This window comes from Marinobacter antarcticus, assembly GCF_011049865.1.
In the GTDB taxonomy this organism is placed as follows: Bacteria; Pseudomonadota; Gammaproteobacteria; order Pseudomonadales; family Oleiphilaceae; genus Marinobacter; species Marinobacter antarcticus_A.
Map to the genome: position 1 here is coordinate 1 of NZ_DRGY01000150.1, position 26,672 is coordinate 26,672.

At 55.7% G+C, this 26,672-nt stretch carries 19 protein-coding genes; 4 read left to right on the plus strand and 15 right to left on the minus strand.

The window, feature by feature from the left end:
- Nucleotides 1–307 precede the first annotated feature (307 nt).
- Nucleotides 308–1,291 (plus strand): D-2-hydroxyacid dehydrogenase, encoded by a 984-nt coding sequence (locus tag ENI00_RS18045; protein ID WP_304105534.1) that lies wholly within the window; start codon nucleotides 308–310, stop codon nucleotides 1,289–1,291.
- Between the two features lie 22 nt (nucleotides 1,292–1,313).
- Here ENI00_RS18045 and ENI00_RS18050 read toward each other — a convergent pair whose 3' ends face one another.
- The 4 genes from ENI00_RS18050 to ENI00_RS18065 all read right to left on the minus strand — a co-directional run bounded on the left by ENI00_RS18050 (nucleotide 1,314) and on the right by ENI00_RS18065 (nucleotide 7,203).
- On the minus strand, nucleotides 1,314–1,979 hold the full coding sequence (locus tag ENI00_RS18050) for a response regulator transcription factor (protein WP_304105536.1): 666 nt from the start codon (nucleotides 1,977–1,979) through the stop codon (nucleotides 1,314–1,316).
- A gap of 41 nt (nucleotides 1,980–2,020) precedes the next feature.
- A complete protein-coding gene (gene acs / locus ENI00_RS18055) occupies nucleotides 2,021–3,970 on the minus strand; it encodes an acetate--CoA ligase (protein WP_304105540.1) in 1,950 nt (649 codons plus the stop codon).
- A 163-nt stretch (nucleotides 3,971–4,133) separates the two neighbouring features.
- Nucleotides 4,134–5,672, minus strand: coding sequence for a fatty acyl-CoA reductase (locus ENI00_RS18060; RefSeq protein WP_304105542.1), 1,539 nt, complete (start codon nucleotides 5,670–5,672; stop codon nucleotides 4,134–4,136).
- Nucleotides 5,673–5,841: 169 nt separating this feature from the next.
- On the minus strand, nucleotides 5,842–7,203 hold the full coding sequence (locus ENI00_RS18065) for an AAA family ATPase (protein WP_304105545.1): 1,362 nt from the start codon (nucleotides 7,201–7,203) through the stop codon (nucleotides 5,842–5,844).
- Nucleotides 7,204–7,409: 206 nt separating this feature from the next.
- Between ENI00_RS18065 and ENI00_RS18070 the strand changes: the two genes are divergently transcribed.
- Both ENI00_RS18070 and ENI00_RS18075 read left to right on the plus strand, forming a co-directional pair.
- Complete coding sequence (locus tag ENI00_RS18070) at nucleotides 7,410–9,392, plus strand: HDOD domain-containing protein (protein ID WP_304105548.1); 1,983 nt, start codon at nucleotides 7,410–7,412, stop codon at nucleotides 9,390–9,392.
- Nucleotides 9,393–9,412: 20 nt separating this feature from the next.
- Nucleotides 9,413–11,590 (plus strand): EAL domain-containing response regulator, encoded by a 2,178-nt coding sequence (locus tag ENI00_RS18075; protein ID WP_304105551.1) that lies wholly within the window; start codon nucleotides 9,413–9,415, stop codon nucleotides 11,588–11,590.
- Between the two features lie 17 nt (nucleotides 11,591–11,607).
- On the opposite strand, the gene murI is transcribed toward ENI00_RS18075, so the two are convergent.
- Both murI and nudC read right to left on the minus strand, forming a co-directional pair.
- Complete coding sequence (murI, locus tag ENI00_RS18080; protein ID WP_304105554.1) at nucleotides 11,608–12,429, minus strand: glutamate racemase; 822 nt, start codon at nucleotides 12,427–12,429, stop codon at nucleotides 11,608–11,610.
- On the minus strand, nucleotides 12,426–13,253 hold the full coding sequence (gene nudC / locus ENI00_RS18085; RefSeq protein ID WP_304105557.1) for an NAD(+) diphosphatase: 828 nt from the start codon (nucleotides 13,251–13,253) through the stop codon (nucleotides 12,426–12,428). Before nudC ends, murI begins: the two co-directional genes overlap by 4 nt.
- A 152-nt stretch (nucleotides 13,254–13,405) precedes the next feature.
- Here nudC and plsB point away from each other — a divergent pair, with 152 nt between their 5' ends.
- A complete protein-coding gene (plsB, locus tag ENI00_RS18090) occupies nucleotides 13,406–15,874 on the plus strand; it encodes a glycerol-3-phosphate 1-O-acyltransferase PlsB (protein WP_304105560.1) in 2,469 nt (822 codons plus the stop codon).
- Here the strand turns inward: plsB and ENI00_RS18095 are convergent.
- The 9 genes from ENI00_RS18095 to rlmD form a co-directional block, all read right to left on the minus strand.
- Nucleotides 15,871–16,737, minus strand: a complete 867-nt coding sequence (locus ENI00_RS18095) for a class I SAM-dependent methyltransferase (protein WP_304105563.1) — start codon at nucleotides 16,735–16,737, stop codon at nucleotides 15,871–15,873. The two genes, plsB and ENI00_RS18095, sit on opposite strands and share 4 nt — an antisense overlap.
- A complete protein-coding gene (locus ENI00_RS18100; protein ID WP_304105565.1) occupies nucleotides 16,737–17,096 on the minus strand; it encodes a UDP pyrophosphate phosphatase in 360 nt (119 codons plus the stop codon). Before ENI00_RS18100 ends, ENI00_RS18095 begins: the two co-directional genes overlap by 1 nt.
- A 78-nt stretch (nucleotides 17,097–17,174) precedes the next feature.
- Complete coding sequence (tsaB, locus tag ENI00_RS18105; RefSeq protein WP_304105568.1) at nucleotides 17,175–17,873, minus strand: tRNA (adenosine(37)-N6)-threonylcarbamoyltransferase complex dimerization subunit type 1 TsaB; 699 nt, start codon at nucleotides 17,871–17,873, stop codon at nucleotides 17,175–17,177.
- Between the two features lie 33 nt (nucleotides 17,874–17,906).
- Nucleotides 17,907–18,560: an adenylate kinase gene (gene adk / locus ENI00_RS18110; RefSeq protein WP_304105571.1), complete on the minus strand. Its 654-nt coding sequence runs from the start codon at nucleotides 18,558–18,560 to the stop codon at nucleotides 17,907–17,909.
- Between the two features lie 201 nt (nucleotides 18,561–18,761).
- The gene (locus ENI00_RS18115; protein ID WP_304105573.1) at nucleotides 18,762–20,135 is read right to left on the minus strand and encodes an HDOD domain-containing protein; all 1,374 of its coding nucleotides are present in this window, start codon (nucleotides 20,133–20,135) and stop codon (nucleotides 18,762–18,764) included.
- Between the two features lie 57 nt (nucleotides 20,136–20,192).
- Complete coding sequence (gene ppc / locus ENI00_RS18120; protein ID WP_304105576.1) at nucleotides 20,193–22,838, minus strand: phosphoenolpyruvate carboxylase; 2,646 nt, start codon at nucleotides 22,836–22,838, stop codon at nucleotides 20,193–20,195.
- 74 nt (nucleotides 22,839–22,912) lie between these two features.
- On the minus strand, nucleotides 22,913–23,773 hold the full coding sequence (mazG, locus tag ENI00_RS18125; protein ID WP_304105579.1) for a nucleoside triphosphate pyrophosphohydrolase: 861 nt from the start codon (nucleotides 23,771–23,773) through the stop codon (nucleotides 22,913–22,915).
- Nucleotides 23,770–26,010, minus strand: coding sequence for a GTP diphosphokinase (gene relA / locus ENI00_RS18130; RefSeq protein ID WP_304105585.1), 2,241 nt, complete (start codon nucleotides 26,008–26,010; stop codon nucleotides 23,770–23,772). The genes mazG and relA overlap by 4 nt, the downstream gene beginning before the upstream one ends.
- An 81-nt stretch (nucleotides 26,011–26,091) precedes the next feature.
- A partial coding sequence (gene rlmD, locus ENI00_RS18135; protein ID WP_304105582.1) for a 23S rRNA (uracil(1939)-C(5))-methyltransferase RlmD occupies nucleotides 26,092–26,672 on the minus strand: 581 nt, incomplete at its 5' end.

Here is a 26,672-nt window from a genome sequence, read left to right on the forward strand (position 1 = left end):
ATCTTTGTTGGTGGCGCCTGCCATAACAATCTCCTGCAACGGGAACGGGGCAAAACATAACTACCCCTGCAGGTTAGCCAGTAAGGTCAGGGCATACAAGACAAAACCAGACAAACATCGTGTAAGTAAAAGTACGCGTCAAAATGGCGCTTCAAAGGCACAACTGAACCTGGCCGAGGTTGACCCGATTGAATCTGCCAACCAAACTATGCCGAAGGTATAAAACGGTATCGGAAACCCGAACGCGGAATATAAAACCTTAGAGAAAATCCGCACAAAAACAGCCACCTGACTCGCCGGAGATTCAATGACTCAGCACAGCAAGCCTGTAGTAACCGTTCTTACGGCGCCCGGAGAGCAGGAACCACCGGGTATGGATTCGCTCAGAGCTCGCGCAGAAGTGCGTTTTGCCAGTGACGAAGCAACACTGCGTACCAGTCTGCCCGGCACTGATGTGATGATGGTGACGGATTTTCGCACCGAAGCGCTCGAGGCAGCCTGGGGTTGCGCCGACAAACTGAAGTGGATTCACGCCACCAGCGCCGGCGTGGACGCTCTGATGTTCCCCGCCCTGACGAAGGGCAATGTGGTAGTGACCAACGCCAGGGGGATATTCGACCGAACCATCGCGGAATACGTGCTGTGCACTATTTTGATGTTCGCCAAGGATTTCCCGGGCTCTATCCGTTTGCAAATGAAGCACCAATGGAAGCACAGAGACACAGAACGAGCCACGGGCAAGCAGGTGTTGGTGGTAGGTGCAGGTTCCATAGGCCGTCAAATTGGCCGCTTGGTCAGTGCCGCAGGCATGAAGCCCCACGGCATTGCCAGAACGGCCCGCACAAGCGATCCGGATTTTGTTGCCGTTCACGGGAATGACGACCTGTACACCCAGTTGGGCCACGCTGATTACGTCGTTATAGCCGCACCTCTGACGCCGCAAACGGAAGGATTGTTTAACGAGAAAGCCTTCAAAGCCATGAAAAATACGGCACGCCTGATCAATATCGGACGCGGGCCTATCGTTAAAACCGACGATCTGATGGCCGCGCTGAAGAGCGGTGAGATTGCCGGCGCAGGGCTTGATGTGTTTGAGGAGGAGCCGTTACCCGATACCCACCCTCTGTGGGACATGGAAAACGTTATCATGACCGCGCACATGGCCGGCGACTTTATCGGTTGGAAGCGGGCCCTTACGGATCAATTTCTTGAAAACCTTGACCGTTGGCACAGCGGCGAGGCGTTATTCAACCCGGTCGACAAAGAGCTGGGGTACGCCGGGAGCAAATAACAAACGGTCTGGAAGCTGAAATTCAGCTTCCAGACAACGACTGATCCGAAGGATCGATTTCCATCTGTTGTATCGCAATCACCGCCTGCGTGCGGTTGCGAACGCCAAGTTTGCGGAATACGGCGGTAATGTGAGCTTTGATGGTGGCTTCGGATACCTCCAAATCGTAGGCAATCTGTTTGTTCAACAGCCCCTCCGCCAGCATACCGAGCACCCTGAACTGCTGCGGCGTTAACGACGCCAGTTTTTCGGAGAAATCGGTTGTATCCGGATGCATGCGTTCAAGCTTGTCTGCCACGCCTTCAGGTAGCCAGACGTCACCCTCAAGAACCGCACGAATGGCCTCCGTAATGGTGGGCAAAGGCGCCGACTTTGGAATAAAACCGGACGCCCCGTAGTCAATCGAGCGCCGCATCACCTGCAGTTCTTCCGAGCCTGACACAACCACTACAGGCAACCCGGGATACTGTCCACGCATGAACACAAGCCCCGAGAAACCGTGGGCACCCGGCATATTAAGATCCAGTAAAACCAGATCTGCATCCGGGTGCGAATCGACCGACGCCTGCAGGGCCTTGATGCTGTCAACTTCTACGGTTTGGGCATCCGGTACCGCCTGATTGACCGCCTGTTTCAGGGCTGCCCGAAACAGTGGATGATCATCAGCGACGATGATTGTTTGTGTCATTAAACGGATTCCTCACAGGTTAACGGCCTTGTTGCCACGCATTACTTGAATGCACGACCACTAATAAGATCATCAACCACACTGGGGTCTGCCAGCGTGGATGTATCTCCTAATTGGTCATGCTCGTTTGCAGCAATCTTACGCAAAATACGGCGCATAATCTTGCCTGAACGGGTTTTAGGCAGATCCGTTGCCCACTGAATAATATCAGGTGAGGCAATTGGTCCGATTTCCTTACGCACCCACTGAACCAGCTCTTTTTTCAGTTCGTCGGTTGGCTCCTCACCGTGCATCAGGGTTACATAGACATAGATCCCCTGCCCCTTTAGCTGATGCGGATAGCCCACCACTGCCGCCTCAGCGACCTTGTCATGTGAAATCAGCGCACTCTCAACCTCGGCGGTGCCCAAGCGATGGCCGGATACGTTCAGTACGTCGTCTACCCTGCCGGTAATCCAGTAATAGCCATCACTGTCGCGGCGGGCACCATCACCACTGAAATACATACCTCGATAGGTGCTGAAGTAGGTTTGCTTGAAGCGCTCGTGATCTCCGAAGATACTGATCATCTGGCCAGGCCAGCTGTCCAGAATAACCAGATTACCTGCCGCCTCGCCTTCCAGAATGTTGCCGTCGTTATCAACCAATCCGGGTTTCACACCAAAAAACGGCAGCGTGGCAGAACCTGGTTTCAGGTCAATTGCACCGGGCAGAGCGGAAATCAGGATGCCGCCATTCTCAGTTTGCCACCAGGTGTCCACAATTGGGCACTTACTGTTCCCCATAACCCGGTGGTACCACTCCCAAGCTTCCGGGTTGATCGGCTCACCGACGGAGCCCAGTAATTTCAGGCTGCTCCGGGTGGTGCCTGCGACCGCCGCATCACCCTCGGCTTTCAAGGCACGAATTGCCGTTGGCGCGGTATAAAGAATATTGACTTGGTGCTTATCAACTACCTGGGACATACGCGAAATGTCCGGATAATTGGGGACACCTTCAAACAGCACCGTAACCGCACCATTCGACAGCGGCCCGTACAAGATATAGCTGTGGCCGGTGACCCAACCGAAGTCTGCGGTACACCAGTACACATCGCCGTCATGGTAATCGAAAACATACTGATGGGTCATAGACACATAGGTCATATAACCGCCGGTAGCATGCAGAACGCCTTTCGGAGCGCCCGTAGAGCCAGAGGTATAAAGCATGAACAGTGGATCGCAAGAGTTCATCGTCTCTGGCGCGCAATCTTCAGATGCGGCGTTCATCAAATCTTCGTAACGCACATCCACCTTGTCATTCCAGGCGATGCTGTCGCTACCCGTGCGCGTAACAACCACCACTTTCTCAACGCTGTCGGCACCGTCAATTTTCAGGGCTGCATCGACATTCTTCTTGAGCGGAATCTTGCGACCACCGCGAAGCCCCTCATCAGCTGTAATAACAAAGCGTGAGTTGCCGTTATTAATACGTGAGCCCAAGGCTTCCGGCGAGAAACCGGCAAAGACGACCGAATGGATAGCACCAATTCGTGCACAGGCGAGCATAACAACCGCGGTTTCAACAATCATAGGCATGTAAATGGTAACAACATCGCCTTTCTTTACGCCCATACCTTTGAGCACGTTGGCAAACTTACAGGTTTCCTTGTGCAATTCACGGTAGGTAACGTGTCGGGAGTCGGCGGGGTCATCGCCTTCGAAGACAATGGCTGTCTGGTCACCCCGCGTTGCAAGGTGACGATCAAGACAGTTGACAGAAGCATTCAGTTGCCCGTCTTCAAACCATTTGATTGAAAGATTGTCATAGTCAAAAGTGGTGTTCTTGACCTTGGAATAAGGCTTGATCCACTCCAGGCGCTTGCCATGCTCACCCCAGAACGTGTCTGGATCCTCGACTGATTGACGATACATCTCGTCATATTGCTCACGATTCACAAAGGCACTATCGGCCAGGTCAGGGCTTACCGGATAAAGGTGTTTATCAGTCATTGTGTTCCCCCTTGATCAGAGTCTGTTGTCATTGTCAGTTTTGTTAATTCAGAGCGATAGGGCACGCTGGCCCAGCGGACACATCCCTGTAGTTCACCATGTGTATCACTAAACAATGAATTAGACTAACGTCCTAACGCCCCTGAATGTTGGCACTGCCGGCTCAGGCCGCTTGCTTACGGGCCGCGGAGGAACGGGAGCGGAGCTTGCTCCTGGCTCTGAGTGCGTATCGGTTCAAACCTGCAAGATGAATTTTGCGCAGATACACAGCCCAGTCGATCTGGCGCGCGTCCACCGGAAACAAAGCCTTGTCTGCGTCTCCCATGCGCGCTGCCAGGGCCAACAGATCGTCATTGCGGAAAATATAATCCGGGGCTGTATAGAAGCCAAAAATAGTGGCAAGGGAGCGCGTGGTATCAAGATTTCGCAACAGTTTGAGTTCGCGATCTTTTCCCAACAGCCCCATCATCCGCCGAGCCAAACTCAGGGGAACGCGGGCGCCGCCCACTATGGCATCAAACAATCTCCGGTTCACAGCGAAAAAGGGCTTGACCGGCTGACGATAGAAAAGCCGATCGTACTGCGCGTAATTGGTTTTGGCTTCTGCCATCAGGTGGTCGATAAACTGACCCAGAGAGACCGGATTGGAACTGCCGCTACAACACTGGTAAACGCGCTGTTTTGATGGCTCACCCTGAGCCTCCGCAGCGGCCAGAATAATAGCGTTGGCCACTAAATCGACGGGGATGACGTCAATAATACCGGAGCGCTTACCGGGAAATACCGTTACTTTCTCTCTGGCATAGGCAAGGATGATCGCGTCAGCCACTTTCACACCCTCAATCCATCCGGGCGCAGGTTCTTCGAGCGCGCTCTCGATGATGGCAGGGCGCACAATGGTGAGGGCTCGCCCTTTCAGGGCCTTCATCAGAAGTTGCTCTCCCAACCATTTGGTGAAGGTGTAGGTGTCGCTCCAGCCGTAGCGGTTTGCTTCACGAATACCCAAATCCACGAGCTTGCGTTCCATCATCTTGCCCGAGTAGCGCGAGCGCACCTCGGCAATGTTATCCTGCAGTACCCGCACCAACTCTTCGATTTCATAGTGGCCGGCAGAGGTGCGAGGAATAGGCTCGCCTTCGGGCTTGGCCACAGACTCACTGATCTGCCCTGAGTTCATGCCGTTAACGTAACAAGTGGACACCTGAACAACAGCAAGCTTCGGGTTCTGGCGCGCCAGCTCTGCAAGGTTTGTCAGGCATAACGTGTTGATGGCCAGAGCTTTGTCCAATTCTTCACGGAAATTGACGCTGGCGGCGGAATTGATAATAACGTTAATACGGCCGGCCAATTCTCGAAATGCCTCAGGCTGCAAGCCGAAACCGGGTTGTGTTACTTCTCCCGTAACACAGTGCAGTCGTTGCTCAAGAAACGCCTCGAAGGCATCACCGTTCTCCTGGCGCAAGCGATCAAACACGGATGAAGTCGCAATCTCCGCAAGGAAACGGCTACGAGCGTCAGAGTGACGTTTATTGCCCCGTATCAAAAGATGCACGCCGCCAATGTCTGGCACGGAGCGAATCAGTTTTTCCAGAACAACTTTACCAAGAAAGCCCGTGGTGCCTGTAACCAGAACGTGCTTGCCACTGAGCTGTTCGAGCACCTTTGACGAAGACAAGCCCGCCCCGCTTTGCTGCTCTGTCATTATGAATAACTCCTTTTCGCCGAATCCTGCAGACCACGATCCTTGCACACTCTCTGTGGCAGGTCGATGACAAGTTCTTTAACCAAGGCCGGAACGCTACGCCACAAACCGTGTCGATAAAATGACGGATTAACCGGCATGTCGGCGCAGCCTATTCAATTGTAAACGCTCAGTTGTTGTTATTTCCCGGGTCGACCAGCGATCGAAGAAACTGGTTCAAGGACATGTCGGAGGGCTGTTCTTTTAATACCTTGACCAGCTTATCCTGATCACCAAAGCTAAGGCTGTCGTAAGACGGTTCAGGCTGCGCAGACGTCGGAGCAGACGGAGGGGGCACCTGATCGATCTCGTTGGTGCCTGGCGATAACGAGATAGCCTCTGCAAGATCTCTCAAGTGCGTTGCTAATTGCTCGCGCTGATCAGGGGCCAAGGCTTCCCAATCGATTAAGCTGAGCCCCGCTTGAACAATATCAACCGTGTCGCTGTCTGGCGTTCGGCCCAGCAAGGCGAACAGTCGGATAAACGCATCGTAGCGCAGCGCGGCACTCTGTGCGGCACTCTCTCCGCTACTCTGTGCAGTACTCTGTGCGGTCCGCTCAAACAGGGTTTCCAATTCGCCAACCGCCTGCAGACATCGTTCGCGGGGGCTGGCAGCGGCGGGCGCCACAGCGTCAGTTTTTAGCTTGCGCTCAGATTGCCGCTTCGAGACGGAATGCCAGTAGGCCGCAATGCCGGCTTTGCGCGGAGGCGATTGCGATAGACGCACATCGAGCATGTCTGACAGCGTAATGAACTGGCGGCAAGACGGATCCGAAGGCGGCAGCAGGGCGACCGGCCTTTGATTAAGCACCGACTGACGCAAGGTTTCGTCGCGCCAAATGCCTCCCATGTAATGCAACGGGCATTGCAGATGGCGTCGGGCGGCGGAATCCAGGCGCTGAAATACCGATCGGGCCTGGCTGGCACCCTGCGCCATGTTGATCAGCACACTGGGCGTTCTTCGGTAGCCCCGGCGTTTCAGAACCTTGATCAGGGAAAACGCATCGGTCAGCGAAGCCGGGTCCGGAGTAACAACAACGCAAGCCAACTCCGCCGCCGCAATCATATGCAATGAAACAGGCTGAAGGCCGGCAGCTGTGTCCGTTATGATGTAGTCATATCGGCTCTCAAGCTTTGATAGTGCATGCAAGACGCGAAAACTCGCTCCGGGCTCCATGTCCATACATTCCTGGACACCCGAAGCACCCGGAATAATATGCAGGCCGTAATCCGCCTCCAGCAGAATATCTTCAAGACGACACTCGCCCGCAACCACATTGGCAAGCGTGCGCTCGGGATAAAGGCCCAACATGATGCTGACGTTGGCAAGATCGGTATCTCCGTCCAGCAACAAGACGCGCTTTTTGTGACGCGCCAGAGTAAGCGCCAGATTAAGGGCGACCGATGTTTTACCGACCCCCCCTTTACCTCCCGTTACGGCAATGGTCCTGGGCGGGTGCGTCTTGTTTTTGCGCGGTTCCTGAGCACTCATGGCGGGCGTTTTTACATCCTTGCAACAACATCAAAAGGCGCTCTAGTCTGTAAAAATTGTACACATATCACGCTGCGGTGAATACGCTGATCAATAAAAGAGCAGTGGTAGTGTTAAATCGGTGAATTATTGTCTAAGCTCGTTCTTTGTAAACAAAAAATGAACAAATCTTCAGAAACTGATCTCAGAGCGCGGCAGGCATCATTATGGTTCCATTACCAGACCTTCAGCTCCCGAGCCTCCCGGAGGTCACGCTACGTGCCCTTGAAGCCTGTAATCAAGACGGAAACTATCGCCAGATCAGCGAAATTGTGGCCTCGGATACCGCTTTGGTCGCAAGGATTCTGGCCCTGGCTAACTCTGCTCTGTATGGCTCAACACCGGATATTCGTTCCATAGACCAGGCCCTTCTGCGTTTGGGCACCAGGCGATTTAAAACGCTGGTCCTCACCGCCGCCCTGCGTCAGATACTGTTTGAATTGGGAGGCAACGCCTGGCAACAGTTACGGGATTTCTGGAGACACGCCCTGACCACCGCCCTGACAGCCCGGGCGCTGGCAACCCTGACGCGTTATCCGGAAGCCGACGAAGCCTTTATGCTGGGCATGCTTCATAACATCGGCGAGCTGATTGCCATTAAAACGCCGGATTTAGACACCCGGCAGCAGTATATGGATCGGCAATCAGAGATAGCCGCCGAACTGGTTACCTCTTGGGGCCTGGGCCCTCTGGCTGCCGATGCCATGCGCTATCAGCAGGCTCTTCCCTCGGAGTTACGGGATGCCGGACACCTGGTCAAGATCATTAGCCTTTCTACCCGGCTGGTGCTTTGTGATGAGGCCGGCATTGCGGCGGCCGGCACCATGTTCGGGCTCAATGAGGAACTGATCCGGGAAATCAACCGGCGAATCAACCACGATGTGTCCATGATGGCTGACTCTCTGGGAATCCCGTTGATAAACAGCTACAACGCCGAACCGGCTTCGCAAGAGCTCCGGCAGATCGTACTGCGCCAGGCCATTGCCCAGCAAGCCATCGGGTTTGCCGATCTGACCGGCAAGAACGGCGCCATTCTTGCGGAAACGGTTAACAGCCTGACGCTCATTACCGGCTTGCCGGCTTTGTGCTTCGGGTACGACGACGACAGCCTTATTCTGCTGTCGGGCACCACCGGGGCGCATCCGCATCTGGTGGTAACCGCTAAGCCTGGCGGCAGCGTGCTCACAGAAGCGTTCACATCCCGAGCGCCGGTCAGCTTGAACGAGCGAGCGCCTGCCGTGCTCGACCGCCAGCTTTTATCGCTGCTGCGAACGTCCTCACTGACGGCCATCCCCGTCGTCACCGGTGATCAATGTCCCGGTGTGTTTGTGTTAGGCACCGACGGCAATACGCCCGATGCAACGACAGACCTGATACGCCTGTTCGTTCATCAGCTGTCCACCGTGCTTCAGGAAAAGAATATCGCCTTCGAAAGCGAAACGGAAAACGCCGGGATAAGCCATCAAATTGCCATCGAGAAACTGCGCAGGCAAGTGCATGAGATCAGCAACCCGCTGACCATAATACGACAGTACATTTATCAACTCAGAAACCGCCTTGACGATCCTGACGCGCGGGAAGAGCTGGATGTTGTCCGGGAAGAACTGGATCGGGCGGGAAACCTGCTGCTACAGATGAGCCAGAACGCGACCGTCAATTCTCATGACGAAACATCCGAACTCAACGCAGAATTACGAAGCCTTGCCCGGGTGCTTGAAGACAGTCTTTTCAGTGGCAGCAACTTACATCTTAACCTGCTAATGTGTAGCCCATCTACACTTGTTATGGCCGGTCAGTCAGCTATCCGTCAAATCCTTATCAACCTGGTCAGGAATGCGGTAGAAAGCCTTCCGGTTGGCGGTGGTACCGTTACCATAAAAACATCAGCCCCCGTATGGCAAGGTCGCCGTAATTGGGTAGAGATAGAGGTTTCGGATACCGGAAAGGGCATTCCCGGCGCCATCCGGGAAACGTTGTTTACTCCGGTGAAAAGCACAAAAGGAGAAGGCCATGGTGGCCTTGGCCTGAGTATTGTTAAGCAGCTTGTTGATGACATGGAGGGCATCATTGCTTGCCACACAGGGCAGCAGGGAACCAGTTTCCGGATTTTGCTGCCGGCGGTTAGCCAGGGAAAAACCAAATCCGACTGAAGAAGAACGGATACGCACAGATGACACCTGAACAATCCGACAGGTTCTTTTCGCAGGATACCACCGCGCGCGTCCTGGTGGTTGATGACGAGCCACGACTGGCAAGCGCTCTGGCGGCTCTGCTGCGTGGCTGCGGTTACGATGTGACCGAAGCGGACGGTGGAAAACACGCGTGCCAACTGATAGACACCCTGCATTTTGATCTGGCGCTGGTGGATTTGCGCATGCCCGAGGTTGATGGTTTCGCCGTTATGGCCCATCTCACGAACCGGCAACCCGAATGCGGCAGCATCGTAATCAGTGGAGAAAGCTCGTTCACGGCTGTTAGTCGAGCACTCAGGCGCGGTGCATTGGACTACATCCGCAAGCCTTTTGATCCTGACGCATTACTTGCAACGGTAAAGAGCGTTGTCGGCAAACAATCCTTACTCAAAGCCCACGAACACATACAGGGGCGCCTTGAGAAATCTGAAGCCCTGCACAGGTACATCGTAAACAGCTCACCCGACATCGTTTTCATGTTGGACGCGTCTGGTCATTTCTGTTTTGTTAATAACAAAATTGAGAGCCTGCTGGCTTACAAGCCGGATGAGCTCTATGGCCAGCATTTCCGGCACATTCTGGACGACCGTGACGTTGCCAAGGGCATTTACGCGCTCAACGCGCCTGACGTTAGCGCAGACAACCCCCGCACCTTGGAGATTCGCCTAAAAACCCGCGGCAGCCGCCGAGCCACGCGGCATTTCGAAATAACGGCTTTTCCCATCGACTCCCAGACCTGGACACACAATAACAACCTCCGCGTCGATGGCGGCGGTCAGAATGCCTGCTATTACGGAACCGCCAGGGACGTTACCGAACGTAAGGAAGCCGAGGCGTTTATCAACTTTCAGGCGTACCACGACCTGCTCACACGCCTCCCTAACCGGGCCCTGTTCAAGGACCGCCTGGAACTTGCCATTGCTCACGCGAGTCGCGGAAATCAGAGACTGGCGGTGATGTTTCTTGACCTCGACCGCTTCAAGATTATTAACGACACCCTTGGCCACGCCATGGGTGACAGGCTGTTGCAAGCCGTCACTCATCGCCTCGAACGCTGCCTGCGCAAGGCCGACACCCTGTCGCGCTTCGGTGGCGACGAGTTCACGCTGTTGCTGCCCGCTATTCACGGGCACGAAGACGCCAGTCAAATCGCCGAAAAACTGATCACGACACTCAAAGCGCCGTTTCGGTTGGGCGAGCATGAAGTTTTCGTAGGTGTCAGCATTGGTATCGCAATCTACCCGGACGCGGGCGATAACATGGACCAGCTTATCCAGAATGCAGATATCGCCATGTACAACGTCAAAGCGAGAGGCAAAGACAGTTACCGCTTTTTCTCCGAGAGTATGAGCATCGACAGCACGAACCGTCTGAATCTGGAGCGGGACCTACGACTGGCACTTGAGCGAGGTGAGTTACGGGTATTTTACCAGCCTCAGGTTTGTACGAAGACCAACCGGATTGTGGGGCTTGAAGCTTTGGTGCGCTGGCAGCATCCTGAGCGCGGTTTACTCTATCCGGGCGACTTCCTGGCGCTGGCAGAAGAAACCCAGCTGATCAGCCAACTGAGCGAACAGGTTCTGGATCAAGCTTGCCGGGATGTCGGCCAGTGGATTCGCTCAGGCCACCCGGAATTGCGTCTGGCGGTCAATCTTTCTCCCTTGGAGGTAGAGCACCCCCGGTTTGTGGAAACCCTGATCGACCGGGTTAATGCCAACCAGTTTCCTGCCGGCAACCTGGAAATAGAAATTACCGAAAATGTGATCATGAACGATCTGGAGCAGATCAGCCAGAAGCTGCGTGAACTGGCTGATTTGGGCGTCCGTATTGCGATTGATGACTTTGGTACGGGCTATTCGTCACTGAACTATCTGCACACGTTACCGATCCATACCCTGAAGGTAGACCAGTCTTTCGTTAAGGCAATTCGCGGCGGCGCGGATGACGCCTGCATCGTCAACGCCATTATTGCCATGGCCCACGGCCTGAAGCTGGAAATCATCGCGGAAGGGGTGGAGACCGACAAACAACTTGAGTATCTGCGAACCCTTGGCTGCCACCAGGTACAGGGATTTTTTTATGGCCCGGCACAGCCCGCCATCCACATCAGTAAACTGCTGGCACAAACAACGCTCAGCACCGCAATACCTGGCTGACAATCCGGTTGCGCAGGCTATGACCCCGCCGGCCAGTTCCCGATAACCGTCAACGACTGCAAACCCAGACTCGCCATATAATCGGCCACGCCGCCCGGCGCGTTGCCCGAAAAAAGGGCCGCCACCACCGTGTGTCGGCTCCTGACAGACTCCTCAAACGGGCCTGCTTGCGCCAAAAGCCAGGCCACGCGGCGCGCAATGGCTTCTCCTGAATCCACCCAGAACGCTACCCCCGGCAAGCTTCGTTTAAGACTTTCCAGCAGCAGCGGGTAGTGGGTACACCCAAGAACGACGGTATCAACCCCCGCATCGAACAGGCCCGAGACAGCGCTATCAAGCTCATCCTGCGGGACAGGCACACCCCGAACCAGATTCTCAGCCCATTGCACCAGGCCGGGGTGGCCAACCCGTTCAACCTGGCAATCAGCCGCAAATTCCCGGATCAGTTGATCTATGTAGGGCCGGCGCACTGTAGCCGGAGTGGCCAGAAGGCCTATACGACGGTTCAGGGTTTTTGCAGCCGCAGGCTTCAGCCCCGGCACCACGCCAACCACCGGGACACCTGTGATTGCTCGAAGATGCGGCAGAGCAACGGTACTGGCGGTGTTACAGGCAACCACAATGGCGTCACACGGGTAGTGTTCAAGCGCGCCGGCAATGAGCGCGCAGCAGCGCTCAATAACAACCGATTCTGGCTGCTCGCCGTAGGGAAACGCTGCGTTATCAGCCAGATACACAATCGACGCGTGCGGCAGTTTTTCGTGAACGCAGGCCGCAACACTCAGCCCGCCAACACCTGAATCAAAAATCAGAACCCTGGGCGACGCACATTCGCTCAACGGGCGGCACCTCCGCCGACAATCGCTCTTTCCATAGCACGTATCAAGCGCCCGGATATGGTGCTCTCAGGAGGCACTGGCGGGCTGTCGCCAGGCAAAAACCAGCCAGCGTCTGCGAGCTCGTCTTCCTGAAGAACCAACTCACCACCGGCGTAGTCTGCGAAGAATCCCGCCATCAATTGATGCGGAAACGGCCAGGGCTCGGATGCCTGATACTGAATATTGGTAACGTCCAGACCGGTTTCCTCTTTCACTTCCCGGGCAACAGCGGCTTCCAGGTTCTCTCCCGGCTCAACAAACCCGGCGATCAGGCTGTAGAAATGGCGTGTACCCCGGGACGACTTCGCCAAAAGATAACGATCTTGCTTGCGTATAACCACGATCACGCAAGGTGCAAGGCGCGGATACCACGGGATATTGCAGCTATTGCACCACTTTGCCCGTTCCCGCGGGTGAAAACAGGTCTCGCCGCCGCAACGGCCGCAATACTGATGATCCTGAAACCACTGCCATACCTGAAAGCCTGTGCTGAGCATCGCGGCCGGCGCATCGGCGATCGTCACTAACGCGTCCCGCAGCGACACAACCTCTTTGCCCACCGCGAGAGATTCCGGCACGTGGGTCACAAAAACCGGTCGGCCGTTGGCACTTCCCAAAGATACAAAACCGGCGGATTCGGAGCTGCCCGGGATATTCTCCAGGGGCTGCAACCAGCCATCATCGGGCTTTAGAACGCCAGCATCCGATAACGCAAGCACCAAGTCGCCCGGCTCGGGTGGTTTGGTGCTCCAGCCGGGACTCCACTGAATCGTTGATCTCGTCATTTGCTATCGCACCCTCTGCTATCACAGTCTTGTGGAAACTAAACCAAACAGAAATGTATCACACAGCCACGGCCATCAAGAATGCAGCAGCGACTTTCAGGCCCGCGCGCAACCAAGTAAACTTGGCGTCTGTTTTTATCGGAGCAACCTGTATGCGTCTTTACCAGGGTATTCGAAGCCTGATTCTGACCTTTTTCCGGAAAATACTGTTTTTATGGGTTCGGACAGATGTCAGCGGAAACAGCGTCGATGCCCTGGGTCTGTCCCCTGAAAAACCAGTGTGTTACGTGCTGCAGTACAGCTCTCTTTCGAGCCGCCTGGTGCTTGAACAGGAAGTCATACGGGCAAAGTTGCCGGGCGCAACTTCGTCGCTTCCGGTAAAGAACGGGCCCTCGCATTCATTTTTTTTCCTCTATCGCCGCACCAGTACCCTGTTTCGCACGCGCCAGACGCCGGTTCCTACCAGCGAATTTCAGGCGTTGGTGCGTTACGGTCTTGAACATCCAGAGCAGGATGTTCAGATTGTGCCCGTATCTCTATTCTGGGGCCGCTCTCCGGATAAAGAAAAATCTCTCGTGAAGCTGCTGCTGTCAGACACGTGGACCGTTGCCGGCCGGCTGCAGAAATTTCTGATCATTCTGGTGCATGGCCGCAATACCTACGTGCAATTCAATACACCGTTTTCCATGACGCAGATCATCGATGAGCATCGTCACAGCGAAGAGCGCGCCAACCGTAAACTTGCACGCATTTTGCGAACTCATTTCCGCAAAGTGCGACAAGCGGTCCTTGGCCCGGATTTGTCTCATCGCAGAACTCTGGTAGCAGCCTTGTTACGAACACCCGCCGTGAAAGACGCGATCAACCAAACCGCCGCCCAGGAAGACATTGCGCCACATAAGGTCCGCGCCCGAGCCTACAAATACGCCGATGAGATTGCCGCCAGCATGTCGGTCGTCACCATCCGCTTTTTCGAGGTGGTGCTTGCTTGGCTGTGGAACCGAATCTATAAGGGCATTGCGGTGAATAACATCCGCGTGGTGAAAGAAAGCGCGCAAAACAGCGCCGTGGTTTACGTACCCTGCCATCGCTCCCACATCGACTATTTACTGCTGTCTTACGTGCTCTACAAAAATGGCCTGATGCCGCCGCATATCGCCGCGGGCATCAATCTGAATATGCCGATTGTAGGCCCGCTTCTGCGCCGGGGCGGCGCTTTTTTCATGCGCCGGAGCTTTCGCGATAATCCTCTTTATGCCACGGTTTTCAATGAATACATGCATGTTATGCTCACTCGCGGCTACTCTCTTGAGTATTTTGTAGAAGGCGGCCGCAGCCGCACCGGACGGATGTTGCAGCCACGCCCTGGCATGCTCTCAATGACGGTGCGCAGCTTTCTGCGGGATCACCGCAAACCGATCGTGTTTGTGCCTGTCTATATCGGGTATGAAAAGGTTATGGAGGGTCGCTCTTACCTCGGAGAACTCAGAGGCAAGAAAAAACAGAAAGAGAGCGTGTTCGGCCTGGCGAAAACCGCCCGCAAGCTCGACAGTTCTTTTGGTCGGGTTGCCGTCAACTTTGGCGAAGCCATACACCTTTCTGATGTTCTCGACGACGTTCGTGACAGCTGGCGGGAAGAAGCCTACGATTCCGAATACCGCCCTGCCTGGCTCAACGACGCTGTTTCTGAGCTGTCTCTGCGGGTTGCCTCCAACATCAACGCCTCTGTTGCCGTCAATCCGATCGGCATGATCGCAACCGTACTGCTTGGTGCAGAAAGACTGGCCATGGATGAGGGCCAGCTTATTCGGCTGGCGGACCAGTATTGCGCTCTTCTGAAAGCCTTCCCCTACGCTGAAACCGTTACCCTTCCAGAAGGCACCGGCAAAGACTGGGTTGCCTACTGCGAATCCATGGGACTTATTTCGCGCCAGCCCCAAAAACTTGGAGATATCATCGGGTTGGAGGGCAGTAACGCCATTCTGATGACGTATTACCGCAACAATATCCAGCACCTTTTTGCGTTGCCATCGCTGGTGGCCAGTCTGTTCGAGAACAAGAGCTCCCTCGCCCGGGACAAGATCGTTTATCTCGCCAGCGTGGCCTATCCCTACGTGCAATCGGAGCTGTTCCTGAAGTACCAGCCCGACGAAGCAGAGGGGGTCATTAACCAGTGGATTGATGTGCTCATTGATCAGGGCCTGCTGGACGCGCTGGATAACAACCGGATTGCACGCCCGGAAGAAGGGACAGAAGCCATGCTGCGCCTGAGAGTTTTGTCGCGGTTTATTATACAGACCGTGGAGCGCTACCATATCGCCCTGGGCATCCTGCGCAAGTATGGCTCTGCGACGATCACCGCCGCCGAACTGGAAGAGCAAAGCACCTTGCTGGCAGAGCGCATGTCCATTCTGTTCGGGCTGAATGCGCCCGAGTTTTTTGATAAAAGTCTGTTCCGGAACTTTATTGCCAACATGCAGAAAAACGGGGTTATCACCACCGATGACAACGGCCTGCTCTGTTACGGAGAGGGTCTGGATGAGGTAGCGGAAGATGCCAGGCTTGTGCTGAGCGTGGAGAAGCGCCAAGCGATCCAGCAAGTCACAATGATGGGGGCTTAACGCGCAGGCAGCGCCTTGACGGGGTATATGTCGTAGCGGCTGCTCTTGCCTTCAATACGAGTGCCCGGCTCCGGTCCGCCTATCGCCGGGGCCTTGCGTGGGCGCTTTACAACAACCCGGTAGCGTGCGACAGCCAGGGCCGCGCCCAGCAGCCGTTCTGAATCGTCATCATCGCCCACAAGGGTTCGGAAAACCTGCATTTCCTTTTTAACCAGCGCCGATTTGTCTCTGTGTGGAAACATGGGGTCGAGGTAAATAACATCAGCCGCTGCGTTCCGATCAGCATCCACATCTCCGGCAATATCTCCGGCAACATACGCAAGCCAGTCAATACTGCTTACACGCTGGAGTGTCATCCGCTCGATGATCGGAGCGCAATCCACGTTCAGGGCAGCGCGCGCAAGGCCGTCCGCCAGCAGTGCGTGAATCACCGGGTTACGTTCAAACAGGCTCACCCTGCACCCCAGGCTGGCAAGCACAAAGGCATCCTGGCCCAGGCCCGCAGTGGCATCCAGAACATGCAGGCCAGCTTTTGTTTTCTGCAAACCTACGGCACGTGCTACAAGTTGGCCGGCACCTCCACCATGCTCGCGGCGATACCCCATTTTGCCGGTGACAAACTCCGCCCTGACCGGTCCTGCCGCGCCTTTCCCCGCTACCTGAAGGCACAAACCGTTTTCATCCAGAAACAGCAAAGCACTGGCTTGACGCACATCTTTCGGACGCACCACACCCAGATAAGGCAAAGAAAGCTCATCACGGAGCCACAGGGCCTGGTGCTCATCGCCAAGCAGACTTCTGGCGATTGCCAGCGGAATGGTTTCGTCTTTGGGGAGGTCGGTCGAAACGTTGGAGCGCGACATCAGACCAGAATATCGATTCCGGCGAGTGCCGTACCATTGGATTCCTGCCCCGCTGCCGAAACGCTGGCAAAAGTAGACAGTGCTCTGGCCGTGGGGAGTGGAACCTCATCCGCCCGAAAGCGCTCCAGACGGACATCTTCTAATGCGCGACGAGCCTCAACACGGCGCTCCGGGGCTTCACTGGCGTTTCGTTCCGGAACGGGTCGATTTGGACTATCTGCCAGATCGCTGCGGGCTGTTTCGGCTGTCTTTTCGGGAGCAGACGCAGGCAAACGGGCCGCATCACTGCGTTCCCGAACGGGGCTATTGGTGCCCGTTTGATAGGAAAGTGTACTGCCCGGATTAATGCCGCCAATCATCGTCAGGGTACCGTTAGCTCCGAAGAAAAAATTTGCGATTCTATAAAGTATGGAAGAAGTCTACGCCGATTAACAGTTTTACTCGCGGCCCGGCAGTTTCTTCCAGCTAACTTCATCTCGTACGTATACCGGTTGCGCTTGCTCTGCCGGCACGGCCAAGCCCAGATTGAACTTCACAGCGGCCAGGCGCGCAACCCAACTGGCCCGGGGAATAAGGGTTTCATCCACACGGTCCATGCGGGCAGATACGTCGCCGGGCATCTCGTTTCGAAACCCCCAGCCCTGGCCTGCGCCGTTCCAACGTGTAACGCCGGATTCCAGAGCCACCCGTGAAGGCGGACAAACCCGTTCCTCGCCCAGCAATTCGGGCAGGCCGGATCGGTTGCAGAAGCAGCCCCAGTAAAGCTCGCTCATGCGGGCATCAAACGCAACGGCAATACCTTCGCCCTCCGCTACAGGAAGGGTTTCAATCGCCCCCAATGCCACTGTTTCCAGAGAAGAAACAGCCACAACCGAGAGATCAAGCCCCCACGCAAGCCCCTGAACGACCCCCGTCGCGATGCGCACTCCCGTAAACGATCCGGGGCCACACGCAAAAGCCAATGCATCAAGATGCATTGGCTTCAGGCCCTGTTCCGCCAGCAATGCCCGAATCATTGGCATCAGCAGTCGGGTGTGACCCCTGGGGGCAATTTCAAACTTCTCAAAAACGTCACCATCAACGAGAAGGGCTGCAGAGCAGCCTTCCGAGGAGGTGTCCAGTGCCAAAAGTTTCACAGGCGTGAGTAGCCTCGGTAGAGCGTAAACGAATTACTTGAGACGGGCGAGGATCTGATCGCGAATGTCGTCCAGACTACCAACACCCTCTACGCGCACATATTCAGGCGCTATTTCTGGCTGTTTTTCTGCCAACCCCTGATAATAGCCGATCAACGGCGCTGTTTGGTCGTGATAAATCTTCAGGCGTTTGCGAACGGTTTCTTCTTTGTCATCCGCACGCTGCATCAACGGTTCGCCGGTTTCGTTGTCTTTGCCCTCTACCTTGGGCGGGTCGTACTTGACGTGATAGATGCGGCCACTGCCTTCATGAACGCGGCGACCAGACAGGCGATTGACAATTTCTTCATCGTCCACCGCAATCTCGACCACATAATCAATAACAATTCCCTGATCTTTCAGGGCGCCTGCCTGGGGAATCGTGCGGGGAAAACCGTCGAGCAAAAACCCGTTTTTGCAGTCGGGCTGCTGAATTCTCTCATCAATCAGCGCAATGATGATGTCATCAGACACCAGACCGCCGGTTGCCATGACTTCCTTCACCTGTTTGCCAAGTTCGGATTCGGCTTTAACCGCGGCCCGAAGCATGTCCCCGGTAGAAATCTGGGGAATACCGAAGCGTTCAGTTATGAACTGGGCTTGCGTACCTTTCCCCGCGCCTGGCGCGCCTAACATGATGATTCGCATAGCGATGTGCTCCCGTTTTCGTCATTATAGTTTGAAAAGTTGCGGCAAAAACTTCTGCCTTTGCGACAACCTCTCCCTTTGGAATAAAAGCCAGCGGAATTCAATGCCGGTGCATTATACGAAGTCAGGCATCCCAGAGAAAGTCGACCTCCGTATCATCGTCAGAAGCCCAACATGCAACACAAGCCAAAGGGAGTGTCCTCAGATGCTCAATGACGACGCGAGCGCATCCAGTTCCGGCGCAACCTTATCAACGTCCATCATCAGTTCATCCAGCACGGCCGGCTTCAACTCCAATCTTTGCAGCAGCTCCGGAACATCGTCGGGATTAAACTCATCACCGATACCCCGATCTTTCAGTAGCGCATTGGCGAGCTGAACCATCATGACATAGTTCTCGTGCTCACCCTGATAACCCGGCTGCTGATGAACACCCGCGGCTTTTACCACCGGGTCTGGCAACTCCCATAACCGGTGCAGAATTCCCCCGATGGCGCCGTGCCCAACGGCAATAATTTCCTGCTCGGAGCCCTGGCCGAACGCTTGCTGCTCAAGCGATTGCATGCTTGCTTCCGGATTGGTCTCGCGCAACCGGTTGAGCTCTTTGAACTCGGCGGGAAACAAATGTCCGACCAGCAGCAAACCAAAGTTATGCAGCAGCCCACACAGGTACGCCAGGCCTTTATCGGCGCCGCAACGGGGTGCGATGCGCTGGCAAAGAAAAGCACAATACAGTGAATGGCGCCAGAAATTATCCATGCCGAGGATGCCGGTTCTGGGCACATCGAATGCGCGCACAGAGGCGATGCCCAAGGCAATGTGCGCAACGCGATCAAACCCCAGCACTCGGGTTACCGCTTCCTGAACCGAGTTGATCTGCCCCGGATAATGGAACAAGGCTGACCGTGCATAGCGCATCACCTGCGCGGTCAGGCTAGGGTCAAATTCTATTAGCTCTGACAGTTCACGGGCCGTTGCCTCGGTGTTCGAGGTCAGTCGCAGAATGCGCAATGCCAGCGCCGGCATGGGCGGTAACCGATACAGCTTTTTCAATTTGCTGGCCACTTCCGCAAGCGTCAGGGCTTCCTGGACACCACCATTGTCGGGCCCTCGAATCGCCAGGTGCCCTTCCCGTGAACCCGCCATCGCCAGGCGCAGGGATCGACCGTCCATTTCAATCAGAGAATGATCGGTGCCGCTGGTAAACAAAACCTGCTCAGCGCGGGTAATGCTCTCGTCCAGCAACACCGGCAGATCGTAAGCATTGCCTATCGGCGGCGTGAAACCGGGATCGCAATCGCTGAACAATCGCATGGTCTGATGCCCCGTGAGCGGCTGCAGATGGCGCCCCGTTATCTGGCGAAGGGCATCGTCATCAAGCGCGCTGTCGTAACGATGGACCACCATTACAATGCCGCTGATATCGATCAACAGGGTTGCCTTGATAACGTCTTCCCGGGCATGCCCCAACGCGGCGACTGCCGCGTCCAGGCTTGAAGCTCGATCAATGGATCGCTCTTTGTAGGCTATTCCCTGTTGATCAAAAAATCGATCCAGTCGCGCTGCGAGGGCCACAATCGTACTCCAGTTGTCCGTGCCAGGGGCTGCGCCCCGTGTCCGTTCCCGATCGTGTTAACCGGTGTTGCGCATGCCGGCGGAAATGCCCGCCATTGTAACCTTAAGCGCCCGCTCCACCAGCTCCGGCACCTCGCCCTTGTCTTCGCTTTCACGGTCTCGCTTCAGCAGCTCCGCTTGAAGATAATGCAGTGGATCGGTATACGGATTGCGCACGCGCATCGAATGGGCAAACACCGGCTCGCCTTCGAGCAGTTCACTTTGCTCCTTGAGCTCAAGAAGGCGTTGAACGCAGCCCTCGAGGCGCTTGCCGAGACTGGCGCCAAGGGCTTTGAGTTTGTCGTCATCCAACAGGGTTTTTTCATAATAGTCGGCAATTCGCAGATCCGCTTTCGCCAATACCATTTCAAGCATGTCCACATACGTGCGGAAGAACGGCCAGCCCTTCATCATGTCACGCAGTACGGGCAGTCGCCCGTCTTTGGCTGCCTCCTCAAGCGCCACGTCGCTGCCAAGCCAACTGGGCAGCATCAGCCGCATCTGTGTCCAGGCGAAAATCCAGGGGATTGCCCGCAGGCTTTCAACACCTCCCGTCGCCTTGCGGCGTGCAGGCCGGCTGCCCAATGCCAGTTTTCCCAGCGCCTGCTCGGGGGTCACCTGGCGGAAATACGGCACAAAATCCGGATTCTCCCGAACCACTTCCCGATACGCCTTAAGCGAACGTTCGGTCAGCCAATCCATCGTGTCACGCCAACTATCTTCGGGCTCAGGTGGCGGTGCCAACGTCGCCTCGATCACCGCCGTGGTGTAAAGCGTCAAACTCTGCACCGCCAACGGTGGCATGCCGAATTTGAAACGGATCATTTCACCCTGCTCAGTAATGCGGAAACTGCCGTTCACCGAGCCCGGTGGCTGAGACAGGATTGCGCGATTCGCCGGGCCGCCGCCACGGCCAACGGTTCCGCCGCGGCCGTGGAAAAGAGTCAGGTGCACGTCGTACTGACTTGCGACCTGAGTAAGCTTCTCCTGCGCCTGATATTGAGCCCAGGCAGCCATAAGCTGGCCGGCATCTTTGGACGAATCCGAGTAGCCGATCATGACTTCCTGCTGCCCCTGGCAATAATCCCGGTACCACTGCACCTCATACAGCGACGCCATACTGTCGGGTGCACCAAGGAGGTCATCCAGTGTTTCAAACAGAGGAACTACGGGCATGGGGTGTTTCATGCCGGATTCACGAAGCAATAAAATAACGCTGAGCACATCGGAAGGCTTGCTGGCCATGGAAATGACATAGGAGCCAAGCGCTTCGGGAGTTTGCTGCGCAACGACCTCACAGGTATCCAGTACTTCGCGCACCGGTGCGGACGGTTCCCAGTTTCGGGGAACCAACGGGCGACGCCCCTGAAGTTCGCCGATCAGAAACGCCTGGCGCTCGTCTTCGCCCCAGGACAGGTAGTCGCCCAGGCCAAGATACTCCACCATTTCGGCCACGGCCTCAGCGTGGCGCGTTGCCTCCTGTCGGATGTCCAGGCGAATCAGCGGGAGCCCGAACGTATGCGCGCGACGAATGCTGTCTAACAGACCGCCCTTGGCTATGTGTTCAAGCCCGCACTCAACCAGAGATCGATAGCAGAGCTCCAGCGGCGCCGTCAGGCTCTCGTTTTCAAACAGAATGCCGGTGGTCTCTGCCGGCTCATTATTGAGGCTGGCCTCGGCCCAGTCACGTGTTCTGATCAACTTGTCCCGGAGCTCCGCCAATACCTGCCGGTAAGGCTCTCGTGAATCACCGGCCAGGGCGCGCAGCTCATCGCTGCCCTGCCACATGGAAAGCTCGGCCCTCAGCGACTGGATATCACGAAGAAAAAGGTCGGCCGCCATCCAGCGTCCTAACAGGAACACTTTGCGGGTAACCTGGTGCGTAACGTTGGGGTTGCCGTCTCGGTCGCCGCCCATCCACGAAGCAATCCGAACGGGGGATGCCTGCAATGGCAGGCCCTTTCCGGTTGCGTCTTGAAGCGACCTGTCAAGATTGTCGAGAAAGCGCGGCAATGCCTGCCAAAGACTGTTTTCGATGACGGCAAATCCCCATTTAGCCTCGTCAACCGCGGTGGGGCGCTCATGGCGAATCTCATCCGTGTGCCAGGCCTCCGCCACCAACCGTGACAAACGCTCAATAATCGTTTCCCGCTCGGCCGGCAACAGGTCATCGTGATCCAGGCGGGCCAGGCACTCCGACATGTCATCGTATTTCATGATCATCGTGCGGCGCGCGACTTCTGTAGGATGCGCGGTCAATACAAACTCAACGCGCAGATCCGCCACACATTTATGCAGTGCGTCCGAGCTGACGCCGCTGTTTTTCAGGCGCTCAAACACACCGTCCAGCGGTTCGACCATCAAATCAGAAGGGTGATCGCGCCGGCGGCGAATGCCGTGGTATTGCTCGGCAAGGTTCGCGAGATTGAGAAACTGGTTGAAGGCTCGGGTGACCGGCAGCAGTTCGTCATCGCTCAGCTTTCCAAGCAGATTGACAAGGCGCTGGCCTGAGCCACTCTCCTGTCGGCGATCAGATTTAGCGGCTGCCCGGATCTCCTCAATACGTTCAAAGCAATCCTGACCAGGATGGCGCCGGATGCTCTGCCCTAACAGCTCACCGAGCAGGCGGACATTTTCACGGAGGTCAGGATGAAGCTCAGTCACATTGAGTTCCTTTTGAATTGACGGAGAAAAAGTAAGCTAACGATACTAAGGAATGACCGAACGGTCTATCGGCGTCACTCCCGGGGTTCTTTCTCAACGCCTTTTACGGATTGCCAGATCTCATCGAGCGCTTCAAGAGACTCCGCATCAAATGAGCGGCCTTGCTTTTCCAAAATGTGCTCAATCGCGCGAAAACGCGCCTCAAACTTGTGGTTGGTGCGCCCAACCGCCTGCTCCGGATTGACCTTCATAAAGCGCGCCAGGTTCACGCACACGAACATTAGATCGCCCAATTCGTCCTCAACGGCGTCGTATTCACCCTGCCCCGATTCCGCGGCTTGCCAGGCTTCCTTCAACTCGCCGATCTCTTCTTGGAGCTTGTCGAACACCGGCCCTATATCGGGCCAGTCGAACCCGTGCCGCGCGGCCCGTTTCTGTAACTTCTCGGCCCGCACCATCGCCGGCAGGGCTCGAGCGATGCCATCAAGGCGACTTGTCGGGCTTGTCGCAGAAGCGTCGTCCATTTGCGCTTGCGCTCGCTCCTCGGCTTTGATGCGCTCCCAACTTTCCTTGATCCAGGCGTCGTCTGGTCGTTTTTCAGGATCAATACGACTTTCAAGAGTACCCTCTGGAAACACATGGGGATGGCGGCGCACGAGCTTGCTCACCAGGTTATCGACCACCCCATCGAAGCTGAATCGGCCTTCTTCTGCGCCTAGCTGCGAGTAGAAAATAACCTGAAACAGCAGGTCGCCCAACTCGTCTTTCAGATTCGCATAATCCTCACGGTCAATGGCATCCGCCACCTCGTGGGCTTCTTCCAGGGTATGCGGCACAATCGTTCTGAACGTTTGCTTCGCATCCCAGGGGCAGCCTGTTTCCGGGTCTCTCAGCCGGGCCATCAGCACTTTCAGATCATCAATGGAATAACTCATGAGCGCTTGCGCCTGACGTCGATAACATTCGGAAGATTGCGGATTTGAGCCAGCAGCCGAGCCAACTGCTCAAGGCTGTGAATTTCCACTGTGACAATCATGGTTGCGGTGTTGTCATCGCGGTTCGTCACCGTATGCAGAGTGAGGACATCACTCTTTGACGACGATAAAACCTGAGTAATATCCCGCAACAGGCCAGACCTGTCGTAGGCTTCAATTTCGATATCCACGGGATAGACAGAAGCCTGCTGGCCGCCCCAACTCACTTCTATAATCCGGTTAGGCTCAACGTCCTGGAGGTTCAAAAAGGTCAGACAATCCTGGCGGTGAACCGTCACGCCCCGCCCAACCGTAATGTATCCGCCAATGGCGTCTCCCGGCAGGGGTTTGCAGCATCTCGCAACCTGGGTTTTCAGCTTGCCGACACCCAGAATATACACATCGGACTCGGTATCGTAGGGCGCGCGTCGCTGGGCGGTCAGCTTTAGATCAAGCTGTTCGGATTTTGGATCCAGCATTTGCTGGGCGACATTGGCAACATGCGCAGGGCGAAGATCGCCGGCACCTATGGCGGCAAACATGTCGTCGGCGCTGTGATAATTCACTTTTACAGCCAGGTCTCCCAAGCTTACATCGTGCAATGAAAGACGCCGGAACTCGTCTTCAATAATCGCGCGGCCATCCGTTACGTTACGCTCACGATTCTGTTGCTTGAACCAGTGCGTTACCTTGGCCCGGGCGCGCGACGTCTGAATGTATCCCAGGCTCGGATTCAGCCAGTCCCTGCTGGGTGCGGCATTATTCCTGGAGGTAAGAACGAATACCTGCTCTCCGGTTTTTAACGGATACGTCAGCGGAACAATCCGGCTGTTAACCCGGGCGCCTCGGCAGGCATGGCCAATTTCGGTGTGAACGCGGTAGGCAAAATCCACCGGTGTCGCACCCTGGGGAAGATCAACAACGTGCCCCTCGGGCGTGAAAACATAGATTCGGTCCGAGACCACATCGGATTTCAGGTGATCCGCCAAACCGGACAGATCGCCAAGCTCTTCCTGCCACTCCAGTACCTGCCGGAGCCAATTGATTTTGGCTTCGTAGCCGGACGACTTCTTGCCCTTGTCTGTGCCTTTGTAGAGCCAGTGAGCACACACGCCCAGCTCTGCGTCTTCGTGCATGGTGTGGGTACGAATCTGGACTTCCATTACTTTGCCATCCGGCCCGATCACGGCCGTGTGCAACGACTGGTAGCCATTTTCTTTGGGGTTGGCAACGTAATCATCGAACTCGTTGGGAATATGCCGCCAGAGTGTGTGCACAATACCGAGGGCCGCATAACAGTCCCGCAGTTCGGGCACCAGAATCCGCACCGCTCTTATGTCATATACCTGGGAGAAATCAATGCCCTTTATGCGCATTTTCCGCCAGATACTGTAGATATGTTTGGCCCGCCCGGACAGCTCGGCCTTGATGCCAGCGGCCTTCAATTCTGCCTGCAACGTGGCAATGACCCGGCGTATGTAGCCTTCACGATCAAGGCGTTTTTCATCCAGGAGCTTGGCGATTTTTTTATACGCGGTCTCATGCAGATAGCGGAACGACAGGTCTTCCAGTTCCCATTTGATATGACCAATGCCAAGACGATGGGCCAGAGGCCCGTATATATCGAAAACCTCCCGGGCCACTCGCATGCGCTTTTCTTCCGATGCGTCCTTCACCGCGCGAATAGCACAGGTGCGCTCAGCAAGTTTGATGAGCGCAACACGCACATCATCAATCATGGTAACGAGCATTTTCCGGACGTTGTCGAGCTGACCTTCGCTTTGGCCAAGCACATTGCCTTTGAGAGGGTGGTGTATCGAGGAAATAGCTGCCATCTGTTGCACGCCGTTAATCAACAAAGCGACTTCGTCACCAAACTCTTTTCGTATTACCTCAAGAGCGACTCGTTCTTCGCGCACCGCCCGGTAAAGAATCGCCGCAACAAGACTGGCCTGGTCAAGGCGCAGCTCAGCAAGCACCTGGGCCATTTCTATGCCCGTGCGAAAGCTGCTGGCACCGGACGCCCACATGCGATCTTCCCGGAATGCCTGCAAATCAATTTCAGCGGCTTTTTCACAGGCCCTGCGAAACTGATCCACATCGTCCAGATGGGTCTGCGAGGCGATCTGTTGAACCCAGCCATCTATGTCGATCTGGCCATCGCCGTTCATTGCGTAGTCTTCGCGAACTTTTACCATGTCTGCCTTGATATTCCCGATGATTCGCACAGTAATCCCTTACCGCGCACAGCAACATTTAATGGGCGCTGCTAGTGGCTGTTAACGAGAGCTCCGCTCGAACAGCGCAATAGACTCCACGTGGGTAGTGTGAGGAAACATGTCTATCACACCGGCGCGCACCAGGCGGTAGCCGTTCTGCGCCATCGCTCCCGCGTCCCGTGCCAGGGTGGCGGGGTTACAGGACACATACACAATACGCTTGGCGTTAAATGCGGTCAGATACTTGCAGATCTCCTCTGCGCCGGAGCGCGGCGGATCAATAAGAATTTTATCAAAACCCTCTTTTGCCCAGCTCTGACCGGTAAAATCACCGTGCAAATCAGCGCCATGGAACGACACGTTCGTGATCCCGTTCAGTTCCGCATTTTCCCGGCCCCGGGTGACCATGGCGTCATCACCTTCCACGCCAACCACCTGACCACCCCGGCGTGCCAAAGGCAATGTGAAATTGCCCAGCCCGCAGAACAGATCCAGCACTCGCTCGCCCGGTTGCACATCCAGCCACTCCACCGCACGGTTTACCATGGCTTTGTTGATGTCTGCATTGACCTGGGTGAAGTCCATGGGATGAAACTGCATGGTCAGATCGAAGGCATCAAGCCTGTAACTCAGGCGCTCAT